Below are 25,046 nucleotides of genomic sequence, written 5' to 3'. Positions count from 1 at the left end.
CGCTTTCCTTGTTACTTATCCTTGTCTTCCGGAACTGATCTACGATCAACATCATGGCCAAGAAGGAACGAAGCATTCACACCTGCAGCGAGTGTGGATATTCCAGCCCGAAGTGGTTGGGCCGCTGCCCGGAATGCGGGTCCTGGGGGACCTTGGAACTGGGGGCAACGCAAAGGGCGGATACGAAAGTAACGGCCCTGACCCCAGCCTCCCCTGCCCTGCCGATGAGCAAGATCAGCGCGAGTGCTAGCACGTCCATTTCGACCGGAATCGGCGAACTGGATCGTGTGCTCGGCAGTGGCATTGTTCCCGGTTCGGTCGTGTTGCTCGCCGGCGAACCCGGCGTCGGCAAGTCCACGCTGCTGTTGGAAGTTGCGGCAGGTTGGGCACGGCAGGACCGCGTCGCCTTGTACGTGACGGCCGAGGAATCCGCAGGCCAAGTTCGCCTGCGAGCTGAACGCACCGGCGCCGTCATCGATTCCTTGTATCTGGCCGCGGAATCCAATCTGGATGTGGTCTTCGGGCATGTGGAGCAGCTGAAGCCCTCACTGCTGATCGTGGACTCGGTGCAGACCATGACCGCTCCGGGTGTCGAGGGTGTTTCCGGTGGTGTCGCGCAATCGCGTGCGGTCACGGCCGCGCTGACAACGCTGGCCAAGACGAAGGGCATTCCCGTGCTGTTGGTCGGCCACGTCACCAAGGATGGCAACGTGGCTGGCCCGCGCGTGCTGGAGCACCTGGTGGATGTGGTGCTGAATTTCGAGGGCGATCGACATTCCTCGCTACGCATGCTTCGTGGCATCAAGAATCGTTTCGGCGCGACTGATGAGGTGGGCTGTTTCGAGCAGCAGTCCGATGGCATCCACGAAGTGCCCGATCCTTCAGGGCTTTTCCTTTCGCACAAGGAGGAAACCCCGGACGGCACGGCCGTGATGGTGTCGATGGACGGCGTACGCCCCATCCTCGCTGAAGTTCAGGCCCTGCTCGTGCAGTCCCCTGCGAAGAATCCCCGGCGCGCGGTCACCGGCCTCGATTCCACTCGCGTCCCGATGGTGCTGGCGGTGCTCGCTGCCCGCGCAGGCCTGAAGACCGCCGACCAGGATGCTTATGTGGCAACGGTTGGTGGCATGAAGATTTTCGAGCCCGCCTCCGATCTCGCGGTCGCCCTCGCCACCGCCTCTGCAGCCCATCATCGCGCTCTCCCGCAGCGCATGGTGGTGATCGGCGAGGTCGGTCTTGCTGGGGAAATACGTCGAGTTCCGAACATCAGGCGTAGGCTGCAAGAAGCTGCCCGTTTGGGCTACACCCGCGCGCTCGTTCCGGATGGTGAGCGTGTGGATGTACCTGGTATGAAAGTCACATACGTTAAAGACATTGCGAGTGCCCTCGCTGAAGTTAAGTTAGGTTCCTAAATGACTGAAATCGTCGCGACGCCACCATCTTCCCTCCGCGCCACCCTGGAGCGCCTCGCCCCTGGCACCGGGCTTCGCGACGGCCTTGAGCGCATCCTCCGCGGCCGCACCGGCGCCCTCATTGTGCTCGGATACGACGAGCAGGTGGAAGCCATCTCCGATGGCGGCTTCGAGATCGACGTTCCGTTCGCCCCTACTCGCCTTCGCGAACTCTGCAAAATGGACGGCGCCGTCATTCTCTCCACCGACGGCTCCCGCATTCGCCGCGCAAATGTGCAGCTCATGCCGGATCCCATGTTCCCAACCGAAGAGTCCGGCACTCGCCACCGCTCGGCAGAACGCACCGCGTTGCAAACCGGCTACCCGGTGATTTCAGTGAGCCAGTCGATGAACATCATCACGGTGTATGTGGACAAGAAGCGCCACATCCTGGAAGGCTCTTCGGACATTCTGTCGCGCGCCAACCAGGGTCTGGCCACGATGGAGCGCTACCGCACGCGCCTGGACCAGGTCAATGAGCGCCTGTTCATGGCCGAGCTTCACAACTACGCTTCCCTGTCTGACGTCATTACGGTTGTCCAGCGCCTCGAGATGCTGCGCCGTGCTGCGGAGACCATTGACCGCAGCGTCGTTGAGCTCGGTACCGACGGCAAGCAACTGCGCGTCCAGTTGGAGGAGCTATTCGGCGATAACGACAAGGACCGCGAATTCATTATTCGCGACTACCTCGTGGCCGCAGGCCTTCCTTCAGACGATGAGGTCAAGGACGCGCTGGCCGAGCTCGAGGCGCTGAGCGATATCGACATCGTGAAGCCGAGCCACATCGCCCGCATTTTGGGCTTCCCGACGGCTGAAGAAGCCCTCCACCAGTGGATTGTGCCTCGTGGTTACCGCATTCTGGGTCGCGTGCCTCGCGTCCAGCCGTTCCTGATGGACAAGCTGATTCTCGCTTTCGGCGATTCCAATAAGTTGCTGGAGGCCAGCGTCGATGAGATCGCTGCTGTCGAAAGCGTCGGTGCGCTGTGGGCCCGCCACATCCGTGACGGGCTCCTCAGGCTGAAGGCTTAGCCCAGGTTGAAGGTGAAGGCCTCGGAGTTGTTCTTACCCACCAGGGTGTGGAGGAAATAGCTGCCTGCTGGCACTGGCTGGCGAGCGTCGCACTTTCCTGGCTCGGAGGTGGTGCGGGACCAGATCGCCTCGTAGTGGCGTTCCTCGCCTGCTGGGAAGATGCGCTCGCTGGTGTCTTCGCTTGGGTTGCAGTCGGTGTCGGCCCAGACTGGCTTGTTGGTGGCCAGGTCGTAGACCTCGAAGCGCAGACCGTCCTTGCGCAGGTCAATCTTGCATTCTGCGGCGGTTGGGTTCTTTACCGTCAGGTAGAACTTTGGTCGCTCGTCGGGGCCGTAGGATGGCTTGTCAGCTGAAGCCGAGATGATGAGGTCTTCCAGCGCGCAGGTCTTCTTCACTTCCGGGGTTGGAGTCGCGGAAGAAGATGGGGTTGCAGAAGCTGATGCGGACGCCGAAGGAGACTGCGACGGGGTTGGCGTTGCCGAGTTCTGCGCGAACGCATTGGTCGGTTCTGGGGCCGCATTAGGGCTTTCCTTGGAGCCTCCGAGGCTAACCATGAGCCAAATGGAGAGAGCGACAACGATCAGCACGATGACGGCCGCCGCGACGCGACGTCGAATGTAGATAATCTCTGGAAGTCTCTGGCTCACACACTCAGCTTAAAGGGCTAGCTGCCGGAAAACAGCTAGCCCCGTGTGGTGTGTCTAGACGCCAAGCTCGACGATTGCCTCAACAGCGCCAGTGCCGAGGCGGTAGCGTGCGCCCACGACGCCGAGGGAACCCTCATCGAGGCTCTGCTTGATCACTGGGCAGCGATCGAGGATGATGTCGACGGTTTCGCGGACGTGCTCGATTTCAAATTCGTCAGCAGTGGTCATGCCCTGGCGCTTAGCCTTGAGGATCGATGGGGCAACCTTCTCTACCAGCACGCGCTGGAATCCCGGTGGGATCTCCCCGCCTTCCAACGCAGCCTTCGTGGCCTTTACAGCGCCACAGGACTCGTGGCCCATGACGATGAGGTTCTTCACGCCCAGCCCCTGCACGGCGAACTCCAGGGAAGCAAACACTGCCATGTCCAGAACTTCGCCCGCGGTACGGATCACGAAGATGTCGCCAGCACCTTGGTCAAAGATGTGCTCCACTGGCGCGCGGGAGTCCGAACAAGCGAGCACGACAGCCATTGGCTTCTGGCCAGCAACCAGCTCTTCACGACGAGCAGCATCCAGATTCTGGTGCAGCATTTCGTGATCTTGGTAGCGCTTGTTGCCCTCTTTCAGAGCGGTCCAAATATTTGCAGGGTTTACAACTGTGACGTCTCGCATACCTTCCATTGTGCTCTTTTGAGGAAAGTTTCGAAACCTTTTACAGTGACGGATTATGCTCCACACCCGACTCATCGACTGGTACCGCGCAGTCGGCCGCACCATCATTTGGCGAAACCCACACACTTCTGCCTGGGGAATTCTGCTTTCCGAGGTGATGAGCCAACAAACCCCAGTCGCTCGGGTGGAGCCCATCTGGAAAGAGTGGATTGAGCGCTGGCCTACCCCCGCCGACTTCGCCAAAGCCACCCCCGATCAGGTACTCCGCGCCTGGGATCGACTCGGCTACCCACGGCGCGCCCTCCGGTTATTGGATTGCGCCCGCGCGATCGTCGCAGAGCACGGGGGCGAGGTTCCATCGGATGTCGACAAGCTTCTCGCTCTGCCCGGAATCGGCGACTACACCGCCCGAGCCGTCGCCGCCTTCGCCTACGGCCAGCGCGTGCCCGTCGTGGACACCAATGTCCGACGCGTGTACCGCAGGCTTATCGACGGCCAGTTCCTCCCCGGCCCCGCCCGCAAGAGCGAGCTCGGGTTGGTTTCCGAGTTGTTGCCAGCAGAAGGCGCGGCCGAATTCTCAGTGGCTTTGATGGAATTGGGGGCGCTGGTGTGTACGACTCGCCCTAGGTGCGATGAGTGCCCGGTTATGGATCTGTGTGCCTGGCAGCAGGCAGGCTGCCCTTCCCCTACCGAAGAGGAGCTGGCGGCAGCCAAACGTCGGGTCCAGAAGTTTGAGGGAACAGACAGGCAGGTACGGGGCCTCATCATGAGCGTGCTGCGAACTGCGACTGCGCCAGTTCCCCAGTCAGAAATTGACGTGGTGTGGCCCGATGCGGCCCAGCGATCGCGGGCCTTGTTTTCATTGATCGAGGACGGGCTGGCGGAGCAAACCGAAGACAATCGTTTTCAGCTACCCTCGGCCACATGATCACTTATCTATGGGGCTTCGGAATTGTCATTTTCATGATCATTGGTGGACTTAGCAGTCTGAAAAGCCGGCCGGACAAGTCCATGGACGACCATGACCCGGAAATGCGCGAGGCTGCGTCCGATATTCAGCGCGACATCGACCGAGGTTGAGCTGGGTTTTAGCGGTTTACTTCCAGCGACCGCGGTAGGTCAGTCCACCCGGGAGCTTCACCCAGACGCCACCACGGCTGTTGATGGTCACTGGACCGATCTTTGTGGAACCGGAGGCGCCGGAGCCGGAGATGTTGATCCAGCTGTTCTTGCCGACCTTCTTCTTTTCACGGAATTGAATACCCATAGAGACGGATTCTACCTTGGCACGCTTGCCTAGGTTCGCCGTGTTCGTAACGAGTTGGTCGTAAATCCACTTTTATTCAAGGGCCCTCCCACTCTTGTCCTTGATTCTACGACCAGTTTGACACGACAAACGCGCCAAATGCAGACAAAGCAAAAGCCCGGCAGGACACGCCTGCCGGGCCGACCTAGAAAGGCTTACTCTACGTCAGACACCGCTTCGACTGCCTCCGGAGAAATCTCGGAGAACGTGCCCTCTGGCAGTGGCTTTGGCTTAGCGCCGAAAACGAACTTGGCGTCCTCGCCCTTGGACTCGCCGTCCCAGCCTTCGACATCCACGGTGACGATCTCGCCGGCACCGAATTCGCCGTAAAGGATCTTCTCGGAGAGGACATCCTCGATTTCTCGCTGGATGGTGCGGCGCAGCGGACGTGCACCCAGCACTGGGTCAAAGCCGCGCTTGGCCAGCAGGTTCTTGGCAGCCTCGGTGAGCTCAATGCCCATGTCCTTGGCCACGAGAGCCTTGTCCACGCGAGCAATGAGCAGGTCCACCATCTGAACGATCTGTTCCTGGTTGAGCTGATGGAAGACCACGATCTCATCGATACGGTTGAGGAACTCTGGGCGGAAGTGCTTCTTCAGTTCGTCGTGAACCTTGCCCTTCATGCGCTCGTACTGGCCCTCGGCATCTTGCTCGCCGGAGCCGGAGAAGCCCATGCCCACGGCCTTGGAGATATCGCTAGTACCAAGGTTGGAGGTGAAGATGAGGACGGTGTTCTTGAAGTCCACCATGCGGCCCTGACCATCGGTGAGGCGGCCGTCTTCAAGGACCTGGAGCAAGGTGTTGTAGATCTCCTTGTGGGCCTTTTCGATCTCGTCGAAGAGCACGACGGAGAACGGCTTGCGACGCACCTTCTCGGTGAGCTGGCCGCCCTCTTCGTAGCCGACGTATCCCGGAGGGGCACCGAAGAGGCGCGACGCGGTGAAGCGGTCGTGGAATTCGGACATGTCGATCTGAATGAGGGCATCTTCCTCACCGAACAGGAATTCAGCGAGCGCCTTGGACAGCTCGGTCTTACCCACGCCGGAAGGACCAGCGAAGATGAAGGAACCGGATGGACGCTTTGGATCCTTCAGACCGGCACGGGTGCGGCGGATCGCGCGAGAGACAGCCTTGACGGCGTCTTCCTGGCCAATGATGCGCTTGTGCAGCTCGTCTTCCATGTGGAGCAAGCGGGAGGACTCTTCCTCGGTGAGCTTGAATACCGGGATACCAGTCCAGGAGCCGAGCACCTCAGCGATCTGCTCCTCGCCCACCTCGGCGATCTCCTCCAGGTCGCCGGAGCGCCACTGCTTTTCCTTCTCAGCGCGCTCTTCACCCAACTTGCGTTCTTTGTCGCGCAGGCCAGCCGCCTTCTCGAAGTCCTGCGCGTCAATGGCGGCTTCCTTCTCGCGGCGCACGTCTGCGATGCGCTCGTCGATCTCGCGCAGGCCTTCTGGGGCGGTCATGCGCTTAATGCGCATGCGAGCGCCAGCTTCGTCGATGAGGTCAACGGCCTTGTCTGGCAAGAAACGATCGTTGATGTAGCGGGAGGACAGGTTTGCAGCTGCCGCGAGGGCGCCATCAGTGATGGAAACGCGGTGGTGTGCCTCGTAGCGGTCGCGCAGGCCCTTCAGGATCTCGATGGTCATCTCCACGGATGGCTCCGGGACCTGAACTGGCTGGAAGCGACGCTCGAGTGCGGCGTCCTTCTCGATGTGCTTGCGGTACTCATCCAAGGTGGTGGCACCGATGGTCTGCAACTCACCACGAGCCAGCTTTGGCTTCAGCAGGGAGGCAGCGTCGATGGCCCCCTCAGCGGCACCCGCGCCAACGAGGGTGTGGATCTCATCGATGAAGAGGATGATGTCGCCGCGCTGGTTGATCTCCTTGAGCACCTTCTTCAGGCGCTCTTCGAAGTCACCGCGGTAGCGGGAACCAGCGACCAGGGAACCGAGGTCCAGGGAGTACAGCTGCTTATCCTTCAGCGTCTCCGGTACCTTGCCATTCACAATATCCAGAGCCAGGCCCTCGACCACAGCGGTCTTACCAACGCCAGGCTCACCGATGAGCACTGGGTTGTTCTTGGTGCGGCGAGACAGCACCTGCATGATGCGCTCGATTTCCTTCTCACGGCCGACCACTGGGTCCAGCTTGCCTTCGCGGGCAGCCTGGGTCAGGTTACGACCGAACTGGTCCAGGACCAGAGAATTAGAGCGCTCGCCTACTCCGCCCTGGGAGCGGCCACCTGGAGCTGCGCCAGCGCCGGCAAGATTACCGCCACCGGAGGCGTCGTCAGGCGCGCCCTGCTCACCCTCGTAGCCGGAAAGCAGCTGGATAACCTGCTGGCGCACGCGAGGCAGGTCTGCGCCGAGCTTGACTAGCACCTGTGCAGCGACGCCTTCACCCTCGCGGATCAGGCCGAGTAGGAGGAACTCGGTACCGATGTACTTGTGGCCCATCTGCAGGCCCTCACGCAGGGAAAGCTCGAGCACCTTCTTGGCGCGTGGGGTAAATGGAATGTGGCCGGTCGGAGGGGTCGAACCGTGGCCGATAATCTCCTCGACCTCACGGCGCACGTCTTCAAGGTTGATGCCCATGGACTCCAGCGCCTTCGCAGCAACGCCTTCCCCCTCGGAAATCAGGCCAAGCAGGATGTGCTCGGTGCCGATGTAATTGTGGTTGAGCATGCGAGCCTCATCCTGGGCAAGCACAATCACGCGGCGAGCGCGGTCGGTAAACCTCTCGAACATGGAATTCTCCTTTTAATTGCTAATTGCACCTACTCTAACGCGGGCAGCGACGGATAATTTCCACTTTCGCGCCAGCAGCACGCTTCTCGACGCCAAAAGGCACGCCTACCAGCAGAAAAGGCGCTGTACGCCTTGAGCGAACAGCGCCAAAAACATCATAAAACGGGCCTACATGTACCACTTCGGCAGTGGGTTAAGCGATGGATTCGTAGCCAAGCAGACCCACGTGGCAACCATCTGCACTGGCTGAATCTCGGCACTACCGGACACTCGGGTCACGCACTCCCCCAAAGGACCAAATGCTTGAGGAGCATCCGGCACAGCCATACCCAGGAAGGAGGCCTGCATCGTGCTCATCAGGGCTTGATCTTGCAGCTTCTGAATAGGTGACTTCGCATTTTCGCGAGCGATTTCACCTGGAGCAAGTGGCATGTACCCACCGTAGCCAGGCTGAGCGGATGCCAACGGGGCGACAAAAAGGGAGCCAACAATAACAACAATCGATGCAATTAGTTTCCTCATAAATAACAAAATATGCGACGCCACAGCCTTCCGCAGTAGATCCGCGTAAATCATTAGAATGTGAGGGCATGAGGAAACTTGTGCGTCGAGGTGGCCTTGCCGCCAGTATTTTTGGTGGGCTTGCTATTGTCTTGTCCGGTTACCAAAGCGCCACCACCCCTTTTCGGGATTGGCCCGCTTTTGCAACACCCTCTCAAAAGTTGGTCACACACTATTCGTATTTCACGCTGTGGTCGAACATTATCGGCACCTACATCGCCACGCAATATGCTCGGGAAAGGCTCCCACAACGCGAGGCGTTTCTGCGCATCAATGCCGTGACGATGCTAGCGATTACTGGCGTGGTTTTTAATACCTTGCTAGCCAAAACCAGCGTGATTGAAGGCCTTGGAAAATTCACAAATCCAATTGTGCATACGGCAATGCCTATTGCTTTGCCCGCATTGTGGGTAGCTGACCGAACCATTTCACAGCAACGAGACATGACAGTCAACGCAATGGCGTGGTCTTTCACCATCCCCGCCGTGTGGCTCGCCTACACATTTTGCCGTGGGGCCCGCACTGGCGGCTACTACCCTTATGAGTTCTTGAACCCCACTGTTTTGGGATACCCAGCTGCTATCCGAAACGTTTGTGGTGTGGCGGCCGTTTTGGGATTGCTACTGGCAGCCATGACGGCCGTCGAGAAGCAACTGATTAAGCAATAAATCCTTGTCCGGCCCGCCAGGTCTTGGAAAGGGCTACCTCCACCGGTGAGTTTGGATCCTCAACGTTGGCTACTCGAACAAAGTCAAGGGTAACTTCGTCGCTAAGCATGCGCGCGATGCTGTACCCGTGGGCGTCGAAATCGAGGTGTTTGACCCACGGGTTTGCGTCGGTAAGCATGCCTTCGACGAGTAGTGAAGTCGAATTATCGGGTGCATGTTCAATGCCAGTCTTTTGGGTGAGTAGGTCATCGATATTCGGTGAGGTGACTGAGGTGCACACTACCTCGCAGCCGATTTCTTTGTCCTGATAAAAGACGCTATTAGCCCATTCGGAGTGGATATCTCCGGTAATGAACAGCGTGTGAGCGTTCTGGGCGGCGAGAATCTCGAGCAATCGATCGCGTTCAGCCGAGTAGCCATCCCACTGGTCGGAGTTGATCGCTGAGCCGGAGTTTTGCTGCTTTACGTATTGGATTGCTTCGTTGGCTTCCTGGTTACCCGGAATTGTAAAGATTTTCAGTGGGGTGACCATCACGGAGTTACCAAGCACATTCCACTTAGCACTATTTTGCGCCACTTGTGCCGAGACCCAGTTGAATTGCTCGCTGCCCAACATCGTACGACTTGGGTCACCAAAGTTAGCCGACGACGTTTCCGAATCTCGGTAAGTACGCAGGTCCATCATGTGCAGTTCCAGCAGGTTGCCGAACCGCAGTGAACGATAGAGGTGCCCCTGTTCAGAAGGGGACGTCGCACGGACTGGCAGCCATTCGAAGTATGCCTGCATGGCTGCGTCTCTGCGCCTCAGCCAAGGCCCTTCCGTATCCTCGGTGTGGTTTTCCGCCCCATCACGCCACGAGTTGTTCGCCGTCTCGTGATCGTCCCACATCACAATCCATGGCAGCGCCGCGTGCGCTGCCTGCAGGTTTGGATCGGTTCGGTAATGGCCATAGCGGATGCGGTAATCCTCAAGCGTGAGAATTTCCCATTCTGGGTGGGTTGGTCGAACCACACCATGCTTTCCCGAATAGTCACCGGTTCCATATTCATAGATGTAGTCACCAAGGAACACCACGAAATCCAATTCATCCGATTGCCCCCGGGTCGCTATGTCTCGATACGCAGCGAAGTGACCAGCTTCCCAATTCGCACAGGAAGCAAGCGCGAAATTTAGCCTCTGAAGGTCAACATCGCGGCGCGGAGCAGTTTTAGTGCGACCGATTGGGGACTTTTTCCCTGCATATGGACCCTCTGTAATCATGAACCGGTAGAAGTACTCGGTGGCAGGTTGCAATCCACCTGCTTCAATCTTGACAGTATGATCCTTTTCAGCGCTGGTCTTTACCTCGCCCGATCCCACTACTGCTTCAAAGTTCATATCGGTGGCAATTTCCCATTGCACTCCGGTGGGGTCACCGAGGGTTGAACCAGGTAGAGCCGATCGATCGGGGGTCACGCGCGTCCACAGAATAATGGAGGTAGGTAATGGATCTCCCGAGGCTACGCCGTGAATAAAGGGCATTTCGCTTTGCGACGCTCCCGCTAGCTCTTCGATGCGTCCCTGACCTCGTCGTCCGCCGTCTTGCGCAAAGGCAACCGCCCCTGTCGCACTGGCAGTGACCGCCGCAACGGCCGAGTATTGCATGAAAGATCGACGAGAGACTTTGTTAGACATGGGACTTAGATTCCGACACGCATCGTTCGTTAGGCAACTCCAAACCTTAACATTTGCCAATATTTCACCTAAGATTCACCTAACAAGCGGAGGGATAACTATCGCTTAACCTTGTGGTCGCCTGTTAGCAAATTTGGCCTGCTTTACTGATCTGCAGCTTTCATCAACAGACCTACCGAAGGACCCCTCATGTCACGTCGCCTCATCGCCGTCTTGACCGCCTCTACGATCAGCTGCAGCGCACTCATCGCACCCGCAGCCCTAGCTCAACCAGGACCAATCAAGCGCGTTATCTTAGGTCAGGGCGCTGACGAGACAATGTCAACAGTTTCCTGGCGCACCACCAGCAGGGGCGCTGAAGAGCTCAAGTTTTTCCCCACCAATGACCCGAGCTCAGTCACCACAATCGAGGCCAAAGAACAAAACAACGGCGCTCTACTCTACCGTTCGATGGAAGCAACCATGGCTGACCTCAGCGCCAATACTTCCTACACGTATTTCGTCGGCTCCGACGAACATGGCTGGTCCGAGCACTACACCTTCACCACCAGCGATTTTGATTCGAACTGGAACTTCCTCGCCCTTGCGGACGCCCAAATCGGCGTAAACCTCAAGAACCACGAGCAAGGTGCTAACTGGCGGACAGCTCTTAACAACGCAACAACAGACTTCCCAGACGCCGAAATGATTCTTTCCCTCGGAGATCAAGTCGACGGCTGGGGCGCCATCGAGCCACAATATGACCAATACTTCTCCCCTACCCAGCTTCGCTCCACACCCGTCGCAGCGATCGCCGGCAACCACGAGACCTATGTCGGTGGCAACAAGCACTTCCAAGAGCACTTCTCCCTCCCCAACGAACTCGAAGACACCGGCAACTACTTCTACGAGCGCAACAACGCCCTGTTCATCGGCCTGAATTCCAACCGATCCTCAGCCTCCGAAATCCAAGAGCACATCGAATTTCTGCGTGCGGTTGTGGCAAAGCATGGCGCCTCAAACGACTGGATCATCGTGACCTACCACCATGGCCCGTTCTCCCAAGGCAGCCACGTGACCGATGACGATGTCGTTGCGCTGCGTGAGGAACTCACCCCAGTGCTATCCGAACTCGGCGTCAACCTTGTGCTCTCGGGCCACGACCACATCTACACCCGCAGCCACCTCATGAATGGCAAAGTCCCGGTCATCCCTTCTAAGCGACCCGAACGCGGCGACCGCCTCACCCCCAATGCCGGAGAAGTACTGTACGTGACCACAACCACCGCAGGTGGCGGCAAGTACTACGACTTCACCGATCGCAACGGCGTGACGCACCCAGGAGCACGTCGCGAACTCATCGACCCAGCCCTCGAGCAACCTTGGACGGCCTACTGGCGCCAGGACTACACCCCGGACTACATGAACGTTTCGGTTACCCCAGAAGAACTAACACTAACCACCTACAACGTGGACAGCCCTTACGTAGTCGACAAAGTTACCTTGACCAACCCGAAGACCCCAACGGCTTCAACCGAAACATCGAAAACACAATAGTCTACTGCCTGTTCTTGCTCCGGTAGCGCTCCGACGTTCATAAGCTAGCCGCCCGCCCTGATAGAACAAGGTATACAGAAAAACCGCCGAGGCACCATGTACCTCGGCGGTTTTACTTTACTTTCTACTGCTTACGTCGCTTGGACCAAGCTAGGAACCCAAGTCCGAGCAGTGCGGCAACGCTTGCGATGCCCACGATCAGACCAAAGTTTTCCACACCAGTCTGTGCGAGGAAGCCCTTGCCTGGAATTCCCTTCTGTGGTTGACCAGGCTGGGTTGGCTGACCTGGCTGACCAGGAGCCGGCTTCACCGGAGAACCTGGCTCCGAAGAACCGGAGGAGCTCTCAGAGGAGCCGATCAGGCCGCCCACGATTGGCACGATCGGGATAATCCACCATGGAATGTCAGGCCAGTTTGGCTTGCTTGGCTTTGTGGTTCCGATGGCATGTGCCACGTCGGAGTCCTCAACTGGCTTGACCGGGGTGCCGTCGGCAAGTGCTGGCGGCTGGCCCACTACCTTCGCGGTGTTGACGTGCTGGACGCCGTCCGCTGGGGTGTCGATCGTTGCGCGGCAGGTCATCGATTCACCCGGAAGCAGGTCGTACTTCGGGCAGGTGATCTTGTCTGCGGCGATGACGTCGTCAGTGAGCTTGATGTCATTCAGCGCGCCGAGGCCCTTGTTGGTGACCTTGAAGGTGACCTCCATGGAGGTGCCAGGCACGACCTTGACACCAGGTGCCTCGTTGGCGTCGTCGCCGTTGATCATCTTGATCACTTCGATCGCTGGGACGTAGGCGTTCGCATTGTCTTCGTCGCTGACTGGTGGCTGCTGTGGCTCGCCATCATTCGGCTTCGGCGTTGCGACGACCTTTGCCACGTTCTCGTGCTGGTCCCCGATTGCCGGAGCCTTCAGAGTTCCAGTACAGGTCATGGACTCACTAACAGCGAGTGCGTTCTTTGGACAGGTGATCTCAGAGATCTTGTTGTCCGTGACCGTCACGTCCGTCAGGTCGACGTCACCGTTGTTGGTGACCTCGAAGGTGACTGCCATGTCGGAATCAGCGTCGACCACGACACCTGGCTTCAGAGAAGCGTCCTGGCCGTTGATCTTCTTAATGATGACCACTGATGGGTGGCCTTCCTTAGGAAGCGCGTAGGCATTTGCAGGATCGGTGGCGCTCACGTCACCAACCGGCAGGCCTTCTTGGTCGTAACCGCGAGCCTTGACCTCACCAATGTTGGTGTGGGTCTTGCCTGCGGTCGGCGCCTTGAGGGTACCGGTGCAGATGATGGTCTCACCGACATGGATTTCCGTCTTCGGGCAAGTGATGTCAGCGAGCTTGTCGTCCGTGACGATGACGTCGCGGAGGATCGTCTCACCCACGTTGGTGACCTCGAAGGTGATAGCCATGTCAGATTCTGCATCCACGCGCACACCAGGTGCGGTGTTCGCATCGTCGCCGTTGATCTTCTTCACCAGCTTCACGGCAGGCGTGCCTGCCTCTGGCTTAGGAGCGACCACTGCCCGGGCTGGGTTCTCATCCTTCACAGGCGGTACGGATGGTCCGTCTGGGTTGGATGGAACGTTACCGATCACCGTTGCGTTGTTCACGTGCGTAACTCCGTCGGCAGGTGCCGGGAGGGTTGCGTAGCACAGCATCGTCTCGCCCGGCGCCAGCGTCGTCTGAGGACAGGTGATGCCGGAAGCGATCACGTCGTCGGTGAGCTGGACGTCGGTAAGCGCTGCGAGGCCGGTGTTCGTGACCTCGAAGGTGACGAACATGTCCACGCCGCGAGGGACGGTGACTGGGTTGACGTCAGCGTCGTCGCCGTTGATCTTCTTGATCACCTTGATGCCCGGCGTGTACGCGTTGGCGTTGTCCTCGTCGGTCACAGGTGGCAGGAGCGGATCGGATGGCGTTGCGACGACCTTGCCCACGTTCGTGTGCTGCGTACCCACAGCTGGCGCGAACTCAGTAGCGGTACAGGTCATGGTCTCGCCCGGCAGCAGCGTCGTGCTTGGGCAGGTGATTCCGGCGACCTTGTCGTCGGTGACGCTGATGTCCATCAGCTCGACGTCACCGGTGTTGGTGACCTCGAAGGTGATGTCCATGACGGAACCTTCGGCAACTGCCACGCCTGGGACGACGGAAGCGTCCTGGCCGTTGATCTTCTTCACCAGCACGATTCCTGGCGTACCAGGTGTGGCTGGAGTGTGAGCGTTGGCTGGGTCGGTGTCATTGACACTGCCAACTTCCTTGCCGTCTTCATCAACACCGGTGCCGATAACGGTAGCCATATTGGTGTGCGTGGAGCCGGCTACAGGTGCCGGGAGCTGAGCAGTACAGATCATGGTCTCACCGATTGCCAGGTCAGTCTGCGGGCAGGTGACGGAGGCTTGATCGTCGGTGACAGCAACGTTGATCAACTTCGTCTCACCGGTGTTGGTGACCTCGAAGGTGATGTCCATCATACTGCCCGGCTGCGTGAGCGCACCCGGCGCGGTGTTGGCATCGTCGCCGTTGATCTTCTTCACCACGCTGACGCCTGGCTTACCCGCTGGAGCTGGAGGAACAACAGCGCGTGCGATGTCCTCGTCCTTCACAGGCGGTACCTGGGATCCGTCTGGGTTTGGTGGAACCTCACCGATGACGGTCGCGGTGTTGATGTGCTCAGTTCCCTCAGCAGGTGCCGGAGCGGTTGCGGTACAGACCATCGTCTCGCCTGGGAGCAACGCGTCCTTCGGGCAGGAGATGCCGAGCTTGATGACGTCGTCCGTGAGCTTGACATTGATCAGAGCAGCCAGGCCCTTGTTGGTTACCTCGAAGGTGACGAACATCGGCGCGTCAGCTGGGACGGTGACTGGAGTGTCATTGGCGTCCTCGCCGTTGATCTTCTTCACTACCTCGATGGCAGGAACGTAGGCATTGGCGTTGTCCTCGTCCTCAACTGGTGGCTGCTGTGGCTCACCAGTGTTAGGGGTTGGGGTGCCGATGACCTTGGCCACGTTGGTGTGTTGGTCGCCCACAGCAGGAGCCGCGAGGGAACCGGTACAGGTCATCTGCTCACCTGGAGCAAGGACGTTCTTCGGGCAGGTGATTCCCGTGACCTTGTCGTCGGTGACGGTAACGCCGGTCAGCTCGACGTCACCGGTGTTGGTGACTTCGAAGGTGATCGCCATTGGCTGGTCAGCAGGAACTGCGACACCTGGCGCAGAGGAAGCGTCCTGGCCGTTCAGCAGCTTCACGATTTGGATTGCTGGGTGGCCAGCCTTGGTCAGGGAGGTGGCGTTTGCTGGGTCAGTGTCTTGAACCGTGCCAACTTCCTTACCGCTGAGGTCCACGCCCACGCCCACTGCGGTAGCGGTGTTGGTGTGGCTCTCGCCTGCCTTTGGAGCAGGCATGGTGCCGGTACAGATCATGGTTTCGCCGACGTGCAGCTCGGTCTTCTCACAGACGACATTCTGGATCTTGTCGTCCGTGACCTCGACCTGGGTGAGAAGCGAGTTGCCAGTGTTCACGACCTCGAAGGTCACATCCATCGTCTCGCCCTCGCGCACGGACACGCCAGGTAGCTCATTGGCGTCATCGCCATTGATCTTCTTGACCACCTGGATACCAGGCGTACGCGGGATGTCGCGCGGCGTGGCGTTTGCTGGGTCAGTGGCCTCGACCGGAGCGGCGGTGGAGCCGTCTGGGTTCGGCACTGGCTTTGCGACGACCTTGCCGGTATTCGTGTGCTGGACGCCTACCGCAGGCGCGGTCAGCGTCGTCTCACAGGTCATGGTCTCCCCTGGCAACAGCTCCTTCTTAGGGCAGGTCAGTTCGCCTGGGATGACGGAGTCAGTGAGAACGATGTCGGTGAGGGTTGCCAAGCCGGTGTTCGTGACCTCGAATGTGACCGTCATGTCAGATCCAGCTTCAACGGAGACACCTGGTGCGGTGTTCGCGTCGTCGCCATTGATCTTCTTGACCAGCTTCACACCTGGGACGTAGGCGTTGCCCTTGTCCGTGTCAGTCACTGGTGGCTGCTGTGGCTCGCCAGGGTTCGGTACCGGAGTACCGATGACCGTCGCCGTATTGGAGTGCTGGACACCAATTTCAGGTGCTGCCAGTTCACCAGTACAGGTCATGGTCTCGCCGGCGGCGAGTTCAGTCTTCGGGCAGGTGATGTTGGCGATCTTGTCGTCAGTGGCCTTCACTCCGGTGAGTGCAACGTCACCGAAGTTGGTGACGTCGAACGTGACAGTCATTGGCTTGCCAGGCTCAACTGCCACACCTGGGGTGAGTTCAGCATCCTGGCCATTGATCTTCTTGACCACCATCACGCCAGGGTTGCCTGGGGTGACAGGGACGAAGGCGTTAGCAGGATCCTTGGCTTCCACACCACCATCAGGCAGTGGATTGCCCTTGTCATCCGTACCAGTGCCAGTCACGGTACCGGTATTGGTGTGCTGGACGCCTGGAGCCGGTGCCGGAGCAGACGCGGTACAGGTCATGACTTCACCAGGAAGCAGGGTTGTCTGTGGGCAGGTTACTGCCCCGACCTTGTCGTCGGTGACCTTCACATCGATCAGCGGTGCGGTACCGGTGTTGGACACCTCGAAGGTGATGTCCATGGTGTCACCTGCAGCCAGCAGAATGCCTGGCGCCTCATTGGCGTCAGCACCATTGATCTTCTTCACGATCGCGATGCCCGGGGTGCCCGGCGCTGGAGCTGGGACAATCGTGGCATTTGCGACGTTGTCGTCGGTCACTGGGGTGCCATCGGTGCCGTCGGTGTTGCTTGGCGTACCCACAACCGTGGCGGTGTTGGTGTGCGTGCCGTCGGTCGGCGCGTACATCATCGCAGTACACTGCATGCCTTCACCTGGGGCAAGCTCGGTCTTAGGGCAGGTGATGCCCGTGAGCTTGTCGTCGGTGACGGTCACGTTCTTCAGTGGCACCTGGCCGGTGTTGGTGACATCGAAGGTGAAGTTCATCGGTGCGAGTGCATCGACGCTCACACCCGGCGGGGTTTCCGCGTCATCGCCGTTGAGCTTCTTAATGATCTCGATGCTTGCCAGGCCTGGGGTGTAGGCGTGAGCCTCGTCGGTTGCAGTCGGCGGGGTCGGCTGGGAGCCGTCCGGGTTAGCCGGTGGCGTGCCGATGACCGTCGCAACGTTGGTGTGCGTCTGGCCGGTACCTGCAGGAGCCGGAAGCTCCGCGGAACAGGTCATGGACTCACCTGGGTTCAGGCTGGTCTGCGGGCAGGTGATGTTTTCCGGAGCTACCTTGTCGTCCGTGACCTTGATGTCATTGAGCACGGTGGAACCCGTGTTGGTGACGTAGAAGGTCAGGTACATGGTCTCGCCCGGCTGCATTGACACGCCCGGTGCCACGTCAGCGTCATCAGTGTTGATGCGCTTTTCGATGGAGATGCCTGGCACACCTGGGGTGTGCGCATGCGCCTCATCGGTGTCCGTTGGTGAAGGTGGCTGGGAGCCATCTGGGTTTGCCGGAGGCTTACCCACCACCGAGGCAACGTTGGAGTGAGTTTGAGCGTTATCAATCGCTGGGATCGTTGCGGTACAGGTCATCGACTCGAATGGAGCGAGCTCCGCCTTCGGGCAGACGATGTCCGTTGCAGCGATCTTGTCGTCGGTGACCTTGATTTCCGTCAGGTCGACGGAACCGGTGTTGGTCACCTCGAACTCGACGTTCATCGGCTGGCCTGGGGTCACAAGGACACCAGGTGCAGTGTTCGCGTCGTCACCATTGATCTTCTTGATCACCTGGATGCCGGCCACACCTGGGGTGTGAGCGTACGCAGGGTCGGAAGCCTTTGGCGATGGAGGGACGGTGCCGTCGAGGTTGACTGGAGGCGTGCCTTCTGCGGTCGCGACGTCGTCGTGAACCATGCCGCCGTCCACAGGAGCTGGGTACGTTGCGGTACAGATCATTTCCTCGCCGGAGGCAAGTTCCGTCTTCGGGCAGGTGATGCCGTCGAGGATCTTGCTGTCGGAGACCTTAACGTCCGAGAGCTTCACGGAACCGGTGTTGGTGACCACGAACTCGATGTTCATCATCGAGCCTGGGGTAACCAGAACACCTGGTTCAGTGTCAGCGTCATCACCGTTGATGCGCTTCTCAATGGAGATGTCAGCGAAGGTGCCGGAGTAAGCATTGCCTGGGTCAGTCACAGGAGGCAGCTCTGGGGTGTTGCCGTCTGGGTTCGCAGGCGGCTTCGCCGTGACGGTCGCCGTGTTGGTGTGCTGCTCGTTGGCTGCAGGGGCAGGCATCGTGGCAGTACAGGTGATCGTTCCACCGACCGGCAACGTCGTATCTGCAGGGCAGGTGAGGTTGCTGATCTTGTCGTCGGTCACGGTGACCTCGGTGAGAGGCACGTTGCCGGTGTTGGTCACCACGATCTCAATGTTCATGGTGGAACCCGGTTCGACCTTCACACCTGGGGCGGTGTCAGCGTCTTCGCCGTTGATCTTCTTTTCAACGGTGAAGGACGGTGCGCCCGGTGCCCATGCGTTAGCTGGGTCGTGATCTTCAACAGGGGTTACGGTGCCGTCCGGCGCGGTGTAGTCACCGGTCACGGTGGCATTGTTGACGTGCGTCTGTCCAGCTTCTGGGGCCTTCAGTGGCGCGTCAGCGCTGGTCCATTCACCTGGAGCCAGGGTGCCGTCGAATGGCACGATGTAGCCCTCGCGGGTGTACTTGTAGGTCGGTGGGATGATGTCGCCGGCGGCAACCTTGTCGTCGATCACCTTGAGGTTGGTGATGACGGTGTTGCCGAGGTTGATGACCTCGAAGGTGACGTTCATCGTGGAACCTGGGACCACCTCAACACCTGGAGCGGTGTTGGCGTCATCGTCGTTGATGCGCTTGATGATCGCGATGATCGGTTCAGGGGTTTCATCGGCAACGGCGTTGGCAGGGTTGGTGTCATCCACCACTGCCCCATCGCTGCCGTCGGCGTTGACCTGGGTACCGGTAGCTGTAGCCATGTTGGTGTGCTGGGCACCCACAGCAGGAGCTGGGACGAGTGCGCTACATTCCATGGATTCGCCAGCGGCGAGTTCGGTCTTCGGGCAGGTGACGGCCGAAATCATGTCGTCAGTGACTGTCACGTTGCGTAGGTCCGTGTTACCGATGTTGGTGACCGTGAAGGTCACATCCATCAGCGTGCCTTCACCAACGTGAACGCCTGGTGCCGAGTTAGCGTCATCGCCGTTGATCTTCTTGATCACTTCGATGGCAGGCGCCGGCTTGTCGGTGCCAGTTGCGAATGCTGGGTCAGAATCGGTGACGGTATTCGTGCTTGGGGTGCCGTCAGGATTCGGAACTGCGCCCGTGCCGGTGGCGGTGTTCTGGTGCAGCGTGCCGGAGGCAGGTGCTGCGATAGAACCGAGGCAGTACATGTCTTCGCCCACTGCCAGCGTGTTCTTCGGGCAGGTGATGTCGGTGACCTTATCGTCAGTGACCTTTACGTCAACCAGTGGCACGTTACCCGTGTTGACCACGTGGATTGCCACGGCCATCGTAGAGCCTTCGGCCACGGTGATGCCTGGGGAGGTGTTGGCATCATCACCGTTGAGGAACTTGGTCACGTCGATGCCAGGCTTTGCCTCCACAATTGCGTTGGCTGGGTCTTCATCGGTAACCACTGGTGGTACGGAACCATCCGGATTATTCGGCGGGGTTGCCGTGACCTTCACATTGTTGGTGTGCTGCTGACCAGGGGCCGAAGCCTCGGCTCCAGCAGTACACTGCATGGTCTCGCCAGGGGCGAGGTCAACCTTTGGGCAGGCGATGGACGTGAGGAATGGATCCTCAAGAGTGACACCCGTCAATGGCACGTTGCCGGTGTTGGTGACGTCGAAGGTGAAGTTCATGGCTTCGCCGTCGGCAAGCGTCACTCCCGGCGCGGTGTTGGCGTCGTCGCCGTTGATCTTCTTGACTACCTGAATGCTTGGCGCAGCAGGGACGATGGCGTTTGCTGGGTCATCTGCTGATACCGGGCTGTTTGGTGTGCCATCTAGGTTTGGTGGCGTATCCGCGGTGACGTAACCAAGGTTGGTGTGCTGCTCGTTTGGTGCAGGAGCCGCAAGCGTTGCGGAACAGGTCATCGACGCGCCAGCAGCCAAGGTGGTCTGCGGGCAGGTGATGGTGGAAACCTTGTCATCGCCAACGACTACGTTGGTCAGCTCGGTGTTACCGGTATTGGTGACCAGGTAGGTGATCTCCATCTGGGATCCCTCGGCAACGCTGACACCAGGAGCGGTGTTGGCGTCATCGCCGTTGATCATCTTCTTGATCGTCACAGCTGGAGCATTCGGCACGTAGGCATTGAATGGGTCCTCGTTGGTGACGGTCGTACCCGCCGGATCGGTGCCGGAAGCGGTCGCGATGTTGGTGTGCTGCTCACCCGGAGCCGGTGCTGGGCCGGTGGCAGTACAATCCATTTCCTCACCTGGGGCAAGGGTGTTCTTCGGGCAGACGATGTTCGCGATCTTGTCGTCAGTGACGCCCACGTTGTTCAGCACAGTGTTACCGGTGTTGGACACATGGAAGTTGTAGTTGATGGTCGAGTTCTGCTCCACCTTGATACCTGGAACGGCGTTCGCGTCAAAGCCGTTGCCGGATTTCACCACATTGATGCCAGGCACTGGCTTTGCGACGGCGGTGGCGTTAGCAGGGTCTTCTGCCGTCACCGGGGTCGCCGGGGTTCCATCCGGGTTAGCAGGCGGGTTGGCCGTGACGTTGCCGGTGTTGGTGTGCTGGGTGCCCACAGCTGGCGCAGGGAGAACAGCGTGGCAGGTAATGGTCTGGCCAGGCAGGATCGTATCGGTTGGGCAGGTGATGCTGCCGGCAGGGATCTTGTCGTCCGTGACGGTGACACCCGTCAGGGTGACGTTACCGGTGTTGGTGACGTCGAAGGAGATGGCCATTTCGGAGCCCTCACCGACGGAAACGCCAGGTGCGGTGTTGGCGTCATCGTCGTTGATCTTCTTCATGATCTTGATGCCAGGAGCAGCAGGAACCAGCGCGTTAGCCGGGTCGTCATCGGTGATGACTGGTGGCGTGGAGCCGTCGATAAGCGTTGGTGGCTGCGCAACAACCTTGGCGGTGTTGGTGTGCTGGACGCCAGGTGCGGCTGCGGTGCCGGTGGCGGTACAGATCATGGTTTCACCGGCGGCGAGTTCGGTCTTAGGACACTCGATGCCCACGACCTTGTCGTCGGTGACGGATACGTCCGTGACAGTCACGTTGCCGGTGTTGCGGACTTCGAAGGTGAAGTTCAGGGTCTGGCCCTCGGTGACGGTCACACCAGGTGCGGTGTTGGCATCATCGCCGTTGATCTTTTTGATCACTTCGATCTTTGGCGCAGCAGCAACGAAGGCATTAGCCGGGTCGGTGTCATTGATCGGGGCCTGCAGCGTGCCGTCTGGCAGCTGAGGAGACGCGGTCGCGGTACCCAGGTTGCTGTGCTGCACGTTTGGATCCGGTGCTGGCATGGTGCCAGTGCACTGCATGGTTTCCCCCACAGCCAAAGTGGTCTTCGGGCAGGTGATGTTGGTGATCTTGTCGTCGGTGACCTTGACGTCCACCAGTGGCAGGTTGCCCTTGTTGGTGACGTCGAAGGTGACGTTCATCGTGGAGCCCTGCGGCACGGCAACGCCTGGGATGAGGTTGGCGTCATCGCCATTGATCTTCTTGATCACCTCGATGGCAGGGGCTGCCTTCGCACGAGCGTATTCCTTGTCCGTGTCAGTAACCGGGGTAGCTGGGGTTCCGTCAAGGTTCTTCGGCGGAATACCGGTCACAGTCGCGGTGTTGACGTGTTCCTGACCAGGCTGCAGCGCAGGCAAAGTCGCGGTACAGATCATCTTCTCACCGATGGCGAGAACGTCCTTAGGGCACGTGATGTTGGTCAGCTTGTCGTCGGTAACCTTCACACCGGTGAGCTGCACGTTACTGGTGTTGGTCACTTCGAAGGTGACATTCAGTGGCTGTCCAGGTTCAACGATCACACCAGGAGCTTCATTCACATCCTGGCCGTTGATCTTCTTCACCAGATCGATGGACGCCAATACCGGCACGTAAGCGTTTGCTGGGTTGGTTGCCGTAACGTTTGGTGGCTGAGTGCCATCAGGGTTCAGCGCAGGGACTGCCGTGACGGTTGCAACGTTGGTGTGCTGAACGCCTGGGGCCGGAGCCATCAGCGCGCCAGTACAGGTCATGGACTCACCAATTGCGAGGGTCGTCTTAGGACACAGGATGTTCTGGACCTTATCGTCCGTGACCTTTACATTGTTCAGAACCGAGGTACCGGAATTGGTTACCACGAAGCTGATGTTCATCAGCTTGCCGATTGGCACCTGGACACCTGGCGCAGTATCAGCTGGGTCACCGTTGATCAGCTTGGAAATGGAAATAGCTGGAGTGCCCGGGGTAAATGCATAAGCATTGTCAGTGTCAGACACTGGTGGTTGAGAAGGCAGATTCGGAACCGTCGGCACAGCAACAACGTTTGCGGTGTTTGCGTGCGTCTGACCTGGCGCAGGGGCGAGCAAAGTCGCGGTACAGGTGGTCGAACGGCCAGCTTCAATGCGGTCAACAATGTTGTTGTTCTGGGAAGAACCCTCACACACGATCGAATTAGCTGCCACTCGGTTGTCGGTCACGGTGACATTCGTCAGTGGAGCGTTACCGGTGTTGGTCACGTCCAATGTGACCGTCATGTTCGATCCGGCCGGAACCGAAACACCAGGTGCCGTGTTGGCATCGTTATTGTTGATGCTCTTCACAATTTGGACACTTGGCTTGAGCACATCCACACATGTCGAGTCAGCACCACCGGACTGCGTCGGATCATCAGAGAGGATTGCACCTTCGCCAGAGATGAATGTTGCAGTGCCCTGGTTACAAACCTTGGTTTGCCCTGCGGCGACCTTGACCTGGAAGGTCACGGTAGCGGAGTCGCCCTTTGGAATAACGCCCGCGAAGTTGGTCATGGTGCCGTGCACTTCACGAGTGGTGACGTAAGGGGACGTACCATTCACGTCAGCGATGGCGGTGCCATTGAGCTTGGTGGAACCAGCAACGTAAGTCGTGCCAGCAGGGATCGCATCCTGGAAGGTAGCGCCGGTGGCGTTGATCTCACCGATGTTCTTGATCTGAATGGTGTAGGTGACGATGCCATTTTCCGGAACCGGGTTCGGATTCGCCGTCTTGGTTACCGTCAGACGCGGGGTTGGCAGTGCACAGGAAGAAAGGTCGCCCCATGTAGTGCCAGAAACACCGGACGTCGTGATCAAAGTCGGCTTACCCGTATTCATGTCAATGACATAGAGCCCGGAGGTGTTGGTAGTCGCGTCGGTCGACGAGGCGTACAGGTTGCCCTTGGTATCAAAAGCGAGGCCGTTGAAGTAACTTCCCAGCGTTGGCGTACCCATGTCCCCGATCAGGTTGCCCACCACGCCGGAGGACTTGGTCAGCTGATCAGGGTCGATGGCGATCAGAACAGTCGGGACCTTACTTCCACTAGTCGATGCTGGAGCTGCCAGAACATACATCGTTCCAGCACCATCGAAGGCGATGTCGCCCGACTGCAGAGATGCGAAACTCTTGGTTGTGCCCGAGGTCTTATCAAAGTAGGTAGGCACACCGTGGCTAACGACCTGAGTGGAGGACAGTGGCTTGCTGTATGCATCCAGTGGCGCACTCTGAGTCAGCGAGTTCACGTTTGGAACGCTGTACAGCACACCGTCATTGGCGAAGGACCACAGAGTTCCGTCAGCATCCACGGACATACGGTTCGATGCGAAAGCAGGGCTGGTGCCCAGCGAGGTGATCTGTCCGGTCAGCAGGTCGATGCGGTAAAGCTCGTCGCTGAACCAGTCGCCGTCACGTCCGCCGAAGTAGGCGTACTGTGGATTGGTTGGATCCACTGCCATAGCTGAGGAACCGGTGACCACGCGGTATTCACCAACCATTACTGGTGAGCCAGTGTTGTAGGTGGTCTTGTAGTAGGTGCCGTAGTAGGAGTCGTAGGCCCAGTAGAGCAGCTGTCCCGCAGAGTTGCGCTCCTGAGTCTGACGGGTGGTAACGAAGTTGATAGGCCACTTGGCTAGGGTTTGACCGGTAGTGGATACAGTACCGATTTCGCCCGGCGCATCGAATGCGGTGTACCAAGGTGTATCACAGGTGCCGAGACCACCTGTGGCGGTCGCGACAGTGACTTTATCCGTAAGCTGAACCGTCTCGGTGGCGATGCCAGTGCTGTACGCAGCATCGTAAGAGTCAAACTTGAAGGTCTGTTTGATGTCCGTGGTCTGGCGAATACTTGCTGTACAGGTGAATGTTGCCGTTCCTCCTGGCGGGATGTAGTCGTCATACGCACCACGAATGAGACCGGTAGCCGTCACATTAGTACAAATGGAGTTGGAACCGCCCATGTAGAACAGATAGCGGTTTCCCTCTTTGGATGTGTTGGTCACCGTGTAGGTGATCGTTACGTCTCCACCACCCACTGGAAGCGTCGATGGCGTCACCGTAGAGGACACGGTAAAGGCACCACTGGCGGGAGCAGTGGGGCCGGCAGCTTCCGCTTCGGGAGTGACTGGGTTCCATGGAATTGCCAAGATTCCAGCGATCACTGCGAGTGTCGCGATGATCGCCCCCACAGTCATAGTAGTTTTGCGCGAGCTTTGAAAGACCTTCAAGGTTTCTCCAATAAGTATATTGGCAGGGATATT

The 25,046-nt window shown here is 58.9% G+C and carries 13 protein-coding genes; 6 read left to right on the top strand and 7 right to left on the bottom strand.

The genetic code is table 11. From position 1 onward, the window contains the following. Nucleotides 1-53 precede the first annotated feature (53 nt). Nucleotides 54-1,412 carry a DNA repair protein RadA gene (radA, locus tag WG939_RS11620; RefSeq protein WP_339985976.1) on the top strand — a complete coding sequence of 453 codons (1,359 nt, stop codon included), beginning with the start codon at nt 54-56 and terminating at the stop codon, nt 1,410-1,412. After that, the gene (gene disA, locus WG939_RS11615) at nt 1,413-2,480 is read left to right on the top strand and encodes a DNA integrity scanning diadenylate cyclase DisA (RefSeq protein ID WP_339985974.1); all 1,068 of its coding nucleotides are present in this window, start codon (nt 1,413-1,415) and stop codon (nt 2,478-2,480) included. Here disA and WG939_RS11610 read toward each other — a convergent pair. Then, a complete protein-coding gene (locus tag WG939_RS11610) occupies nt 2,477-3,127 on the bottom strand; it encodes a hypothetical protein (RefSeq protein ID WP_339985972.1) in 651 nt (216 codons plus the stop codon). The genes disA and WG939_RS11610 overlap by 4 nt on opposite strands. Before the next feature lie 54 nt (nt 3,128-3,181). Next, a complete protein-coding gene (locus WG939_RS11605) occupies nt 3,182-3,799 on the bottom strand; it encodes a carbonic anhydrase (protein ID WP_339985971.1) in 618 nt (205 codons plus the stop codon). A gap of 55 nt (nt 3,800-3,854) precedes the next feature. On the opposite strand from WG939_RS11605, the gene WG939_RS11600 reads away from it, so the two are divergent. Together WG939_RS11600 and WG939_RS11595 are read left to right on the top strand one after the other, a co-directional pair. Continuing rightward, complete coding sequence (locus WG939_RS11600) at nt 3,855-4,727, top strand: A/G-specific adenine glycosylase (RefSeq protein ID WP_339985969.1); 873 nt, start codon at nt 3,855-3,857, stop codon at nt 4,725-4,727. Further along, nucleotides 4,724-4,879: a hypothetical protein gene (locus tag WG939_RS11595; RefSeq protein ID WP_339985967.1), complete on the top strand. Its 156-nt coding sequence runs from the start codon at nt 4,724-4,726 to the stop codon at nt 4,877-4,879. The genes WG939_RS11600 and WG939_RS11595 overlap by 4 nt, the downstream gene beginning before the upstream one ends. A 16-nt stretch (nt 4,880-4,895) precedes the next feature. Here WG939_RS11595 and WG939_RS11590 read toward each other — a convergent pair whose 3' ends face one another. The 3 genes from WG939_RS11590 to WG939_RS11580 form a co-directional block, all read right to left on the bottom strand. Next, nucleotides 4,896-5,066 carry a DUF4236 domain-containing protein gene (locus tag WG939_RS11590; protein ID WP_339985965.1) on the bottom strand — a complete coding sequence of 57 codons (171 nt, stop codon included), beginning with the start codon at nt 5,064-5,066 and terminating at the stop codon, nt 4,896-4,898. Between the two features lie 194 nt (nt 5,067-5,260). Further along, nucleotides 5,261-7,855, bottom strand: coding sequence for an ATP-dependent Clp protease ATP-binding subunit (locus tag WG939_RS11585; protein ID WP_339985963.1), 2,595 nt, complete (start codon nt 7,853-7,855; stop codon nt 5,261-5,263). A gap of 168 nt (nt 7,856-8,023) precedes the next feature. Next, nucleotides 8,024-8,377 carry a hypothetical protein gene (locus tag WG939_RS11580; protein ID WP_339985961.1) on the bottom strand — a complete coding sequence of 118 codons (354 nt, stop codon included), beginning with the start codon at nt 8,375-8,377 and terminating at the stop codon, nt 8,024-8,026. Nucleotides 8,378-8,445: 68 nt separating this feature from the next. Between WG939_RS11580 and WG939_RS11575 the strand changes: the two genes are divergently transcribed. Then, nucleotides 8,446-9,084, top strand: a complete 639-nt coding sequence (locus tag WG939_RS11575) for a Pr6Pr family membrane protein (RefSeq protein WP_339985959.1) — start codon at nt 8,446-8,448, stop codon at nt 9,082-9,084. Here WG939_RS11575 and WG939_RS11570 read toward each other — a convergent pair. Then, nucleotides 9,074-10,759 carry an alkaline phosphatase D family protein gene (locus WG939_RS11570; RefSeq protein WP_339985957.1) on the bottom strand — a complete coding sequence of 562 codons (1,686 nt, stop codon included), beginning with the start codon at nt 10,757-10,759 and terminating at the stop codon, nt 9,074-9,076. The genes WG939_RS11575 and WG939_RS11570 overlap by 11 nt on opposite strands. Before the next feature lie 189 nt (nt 10,760-10,948). On the opposite strand from WG939_RS11570, the gene WG939_RS11565 reads away from it, so the two are divergent. Then, nucleotides 10,949-12,295: an FN3 domain-containing metallophosphoesterase family protein gene (locus WG939_RS11565; protein WP_339985955.1), complete on the top strand. Its 1,347-nt coding sequence runs from the start codon at nt 10,949-10,951 to the stop codon at nt 12,293-12,295. 124 nt (nt 12,296-12,419) lie between these two features. Here WG939_RS11565 and WG939_RS11560 read toward each other — a convergent pair whose 3' ends face one another. After that, nucleotides 12,420-25,013: a DUF7507 domain-containing protein gene (locus WG939_RS11560; protein WP_339985953.1), complete on the bottom strand. Its 12,594-nt coding sequence runs from the start codon at nt 25,011-25,013 to the stop codon at nt 12,420-12,422. Nucleotides 25,014-25,046: the final 33 nt, after the last annotated feature.

Origin of the sequence: Corynebacterium sp. H130 (assembly GCF_037572395.1) — a bacterium.
Taxonomy (GTDB): domain Bacteria; phylum Actinomycetota; class Actinomycetes; order Mycobacteriales; family Mycobacteriaceae; genus Corynebacterium.
Note: the sequence above shows the minus strand (reverse complement) of the source record. Positions and strands in the feature narration are given on the sequence as shown.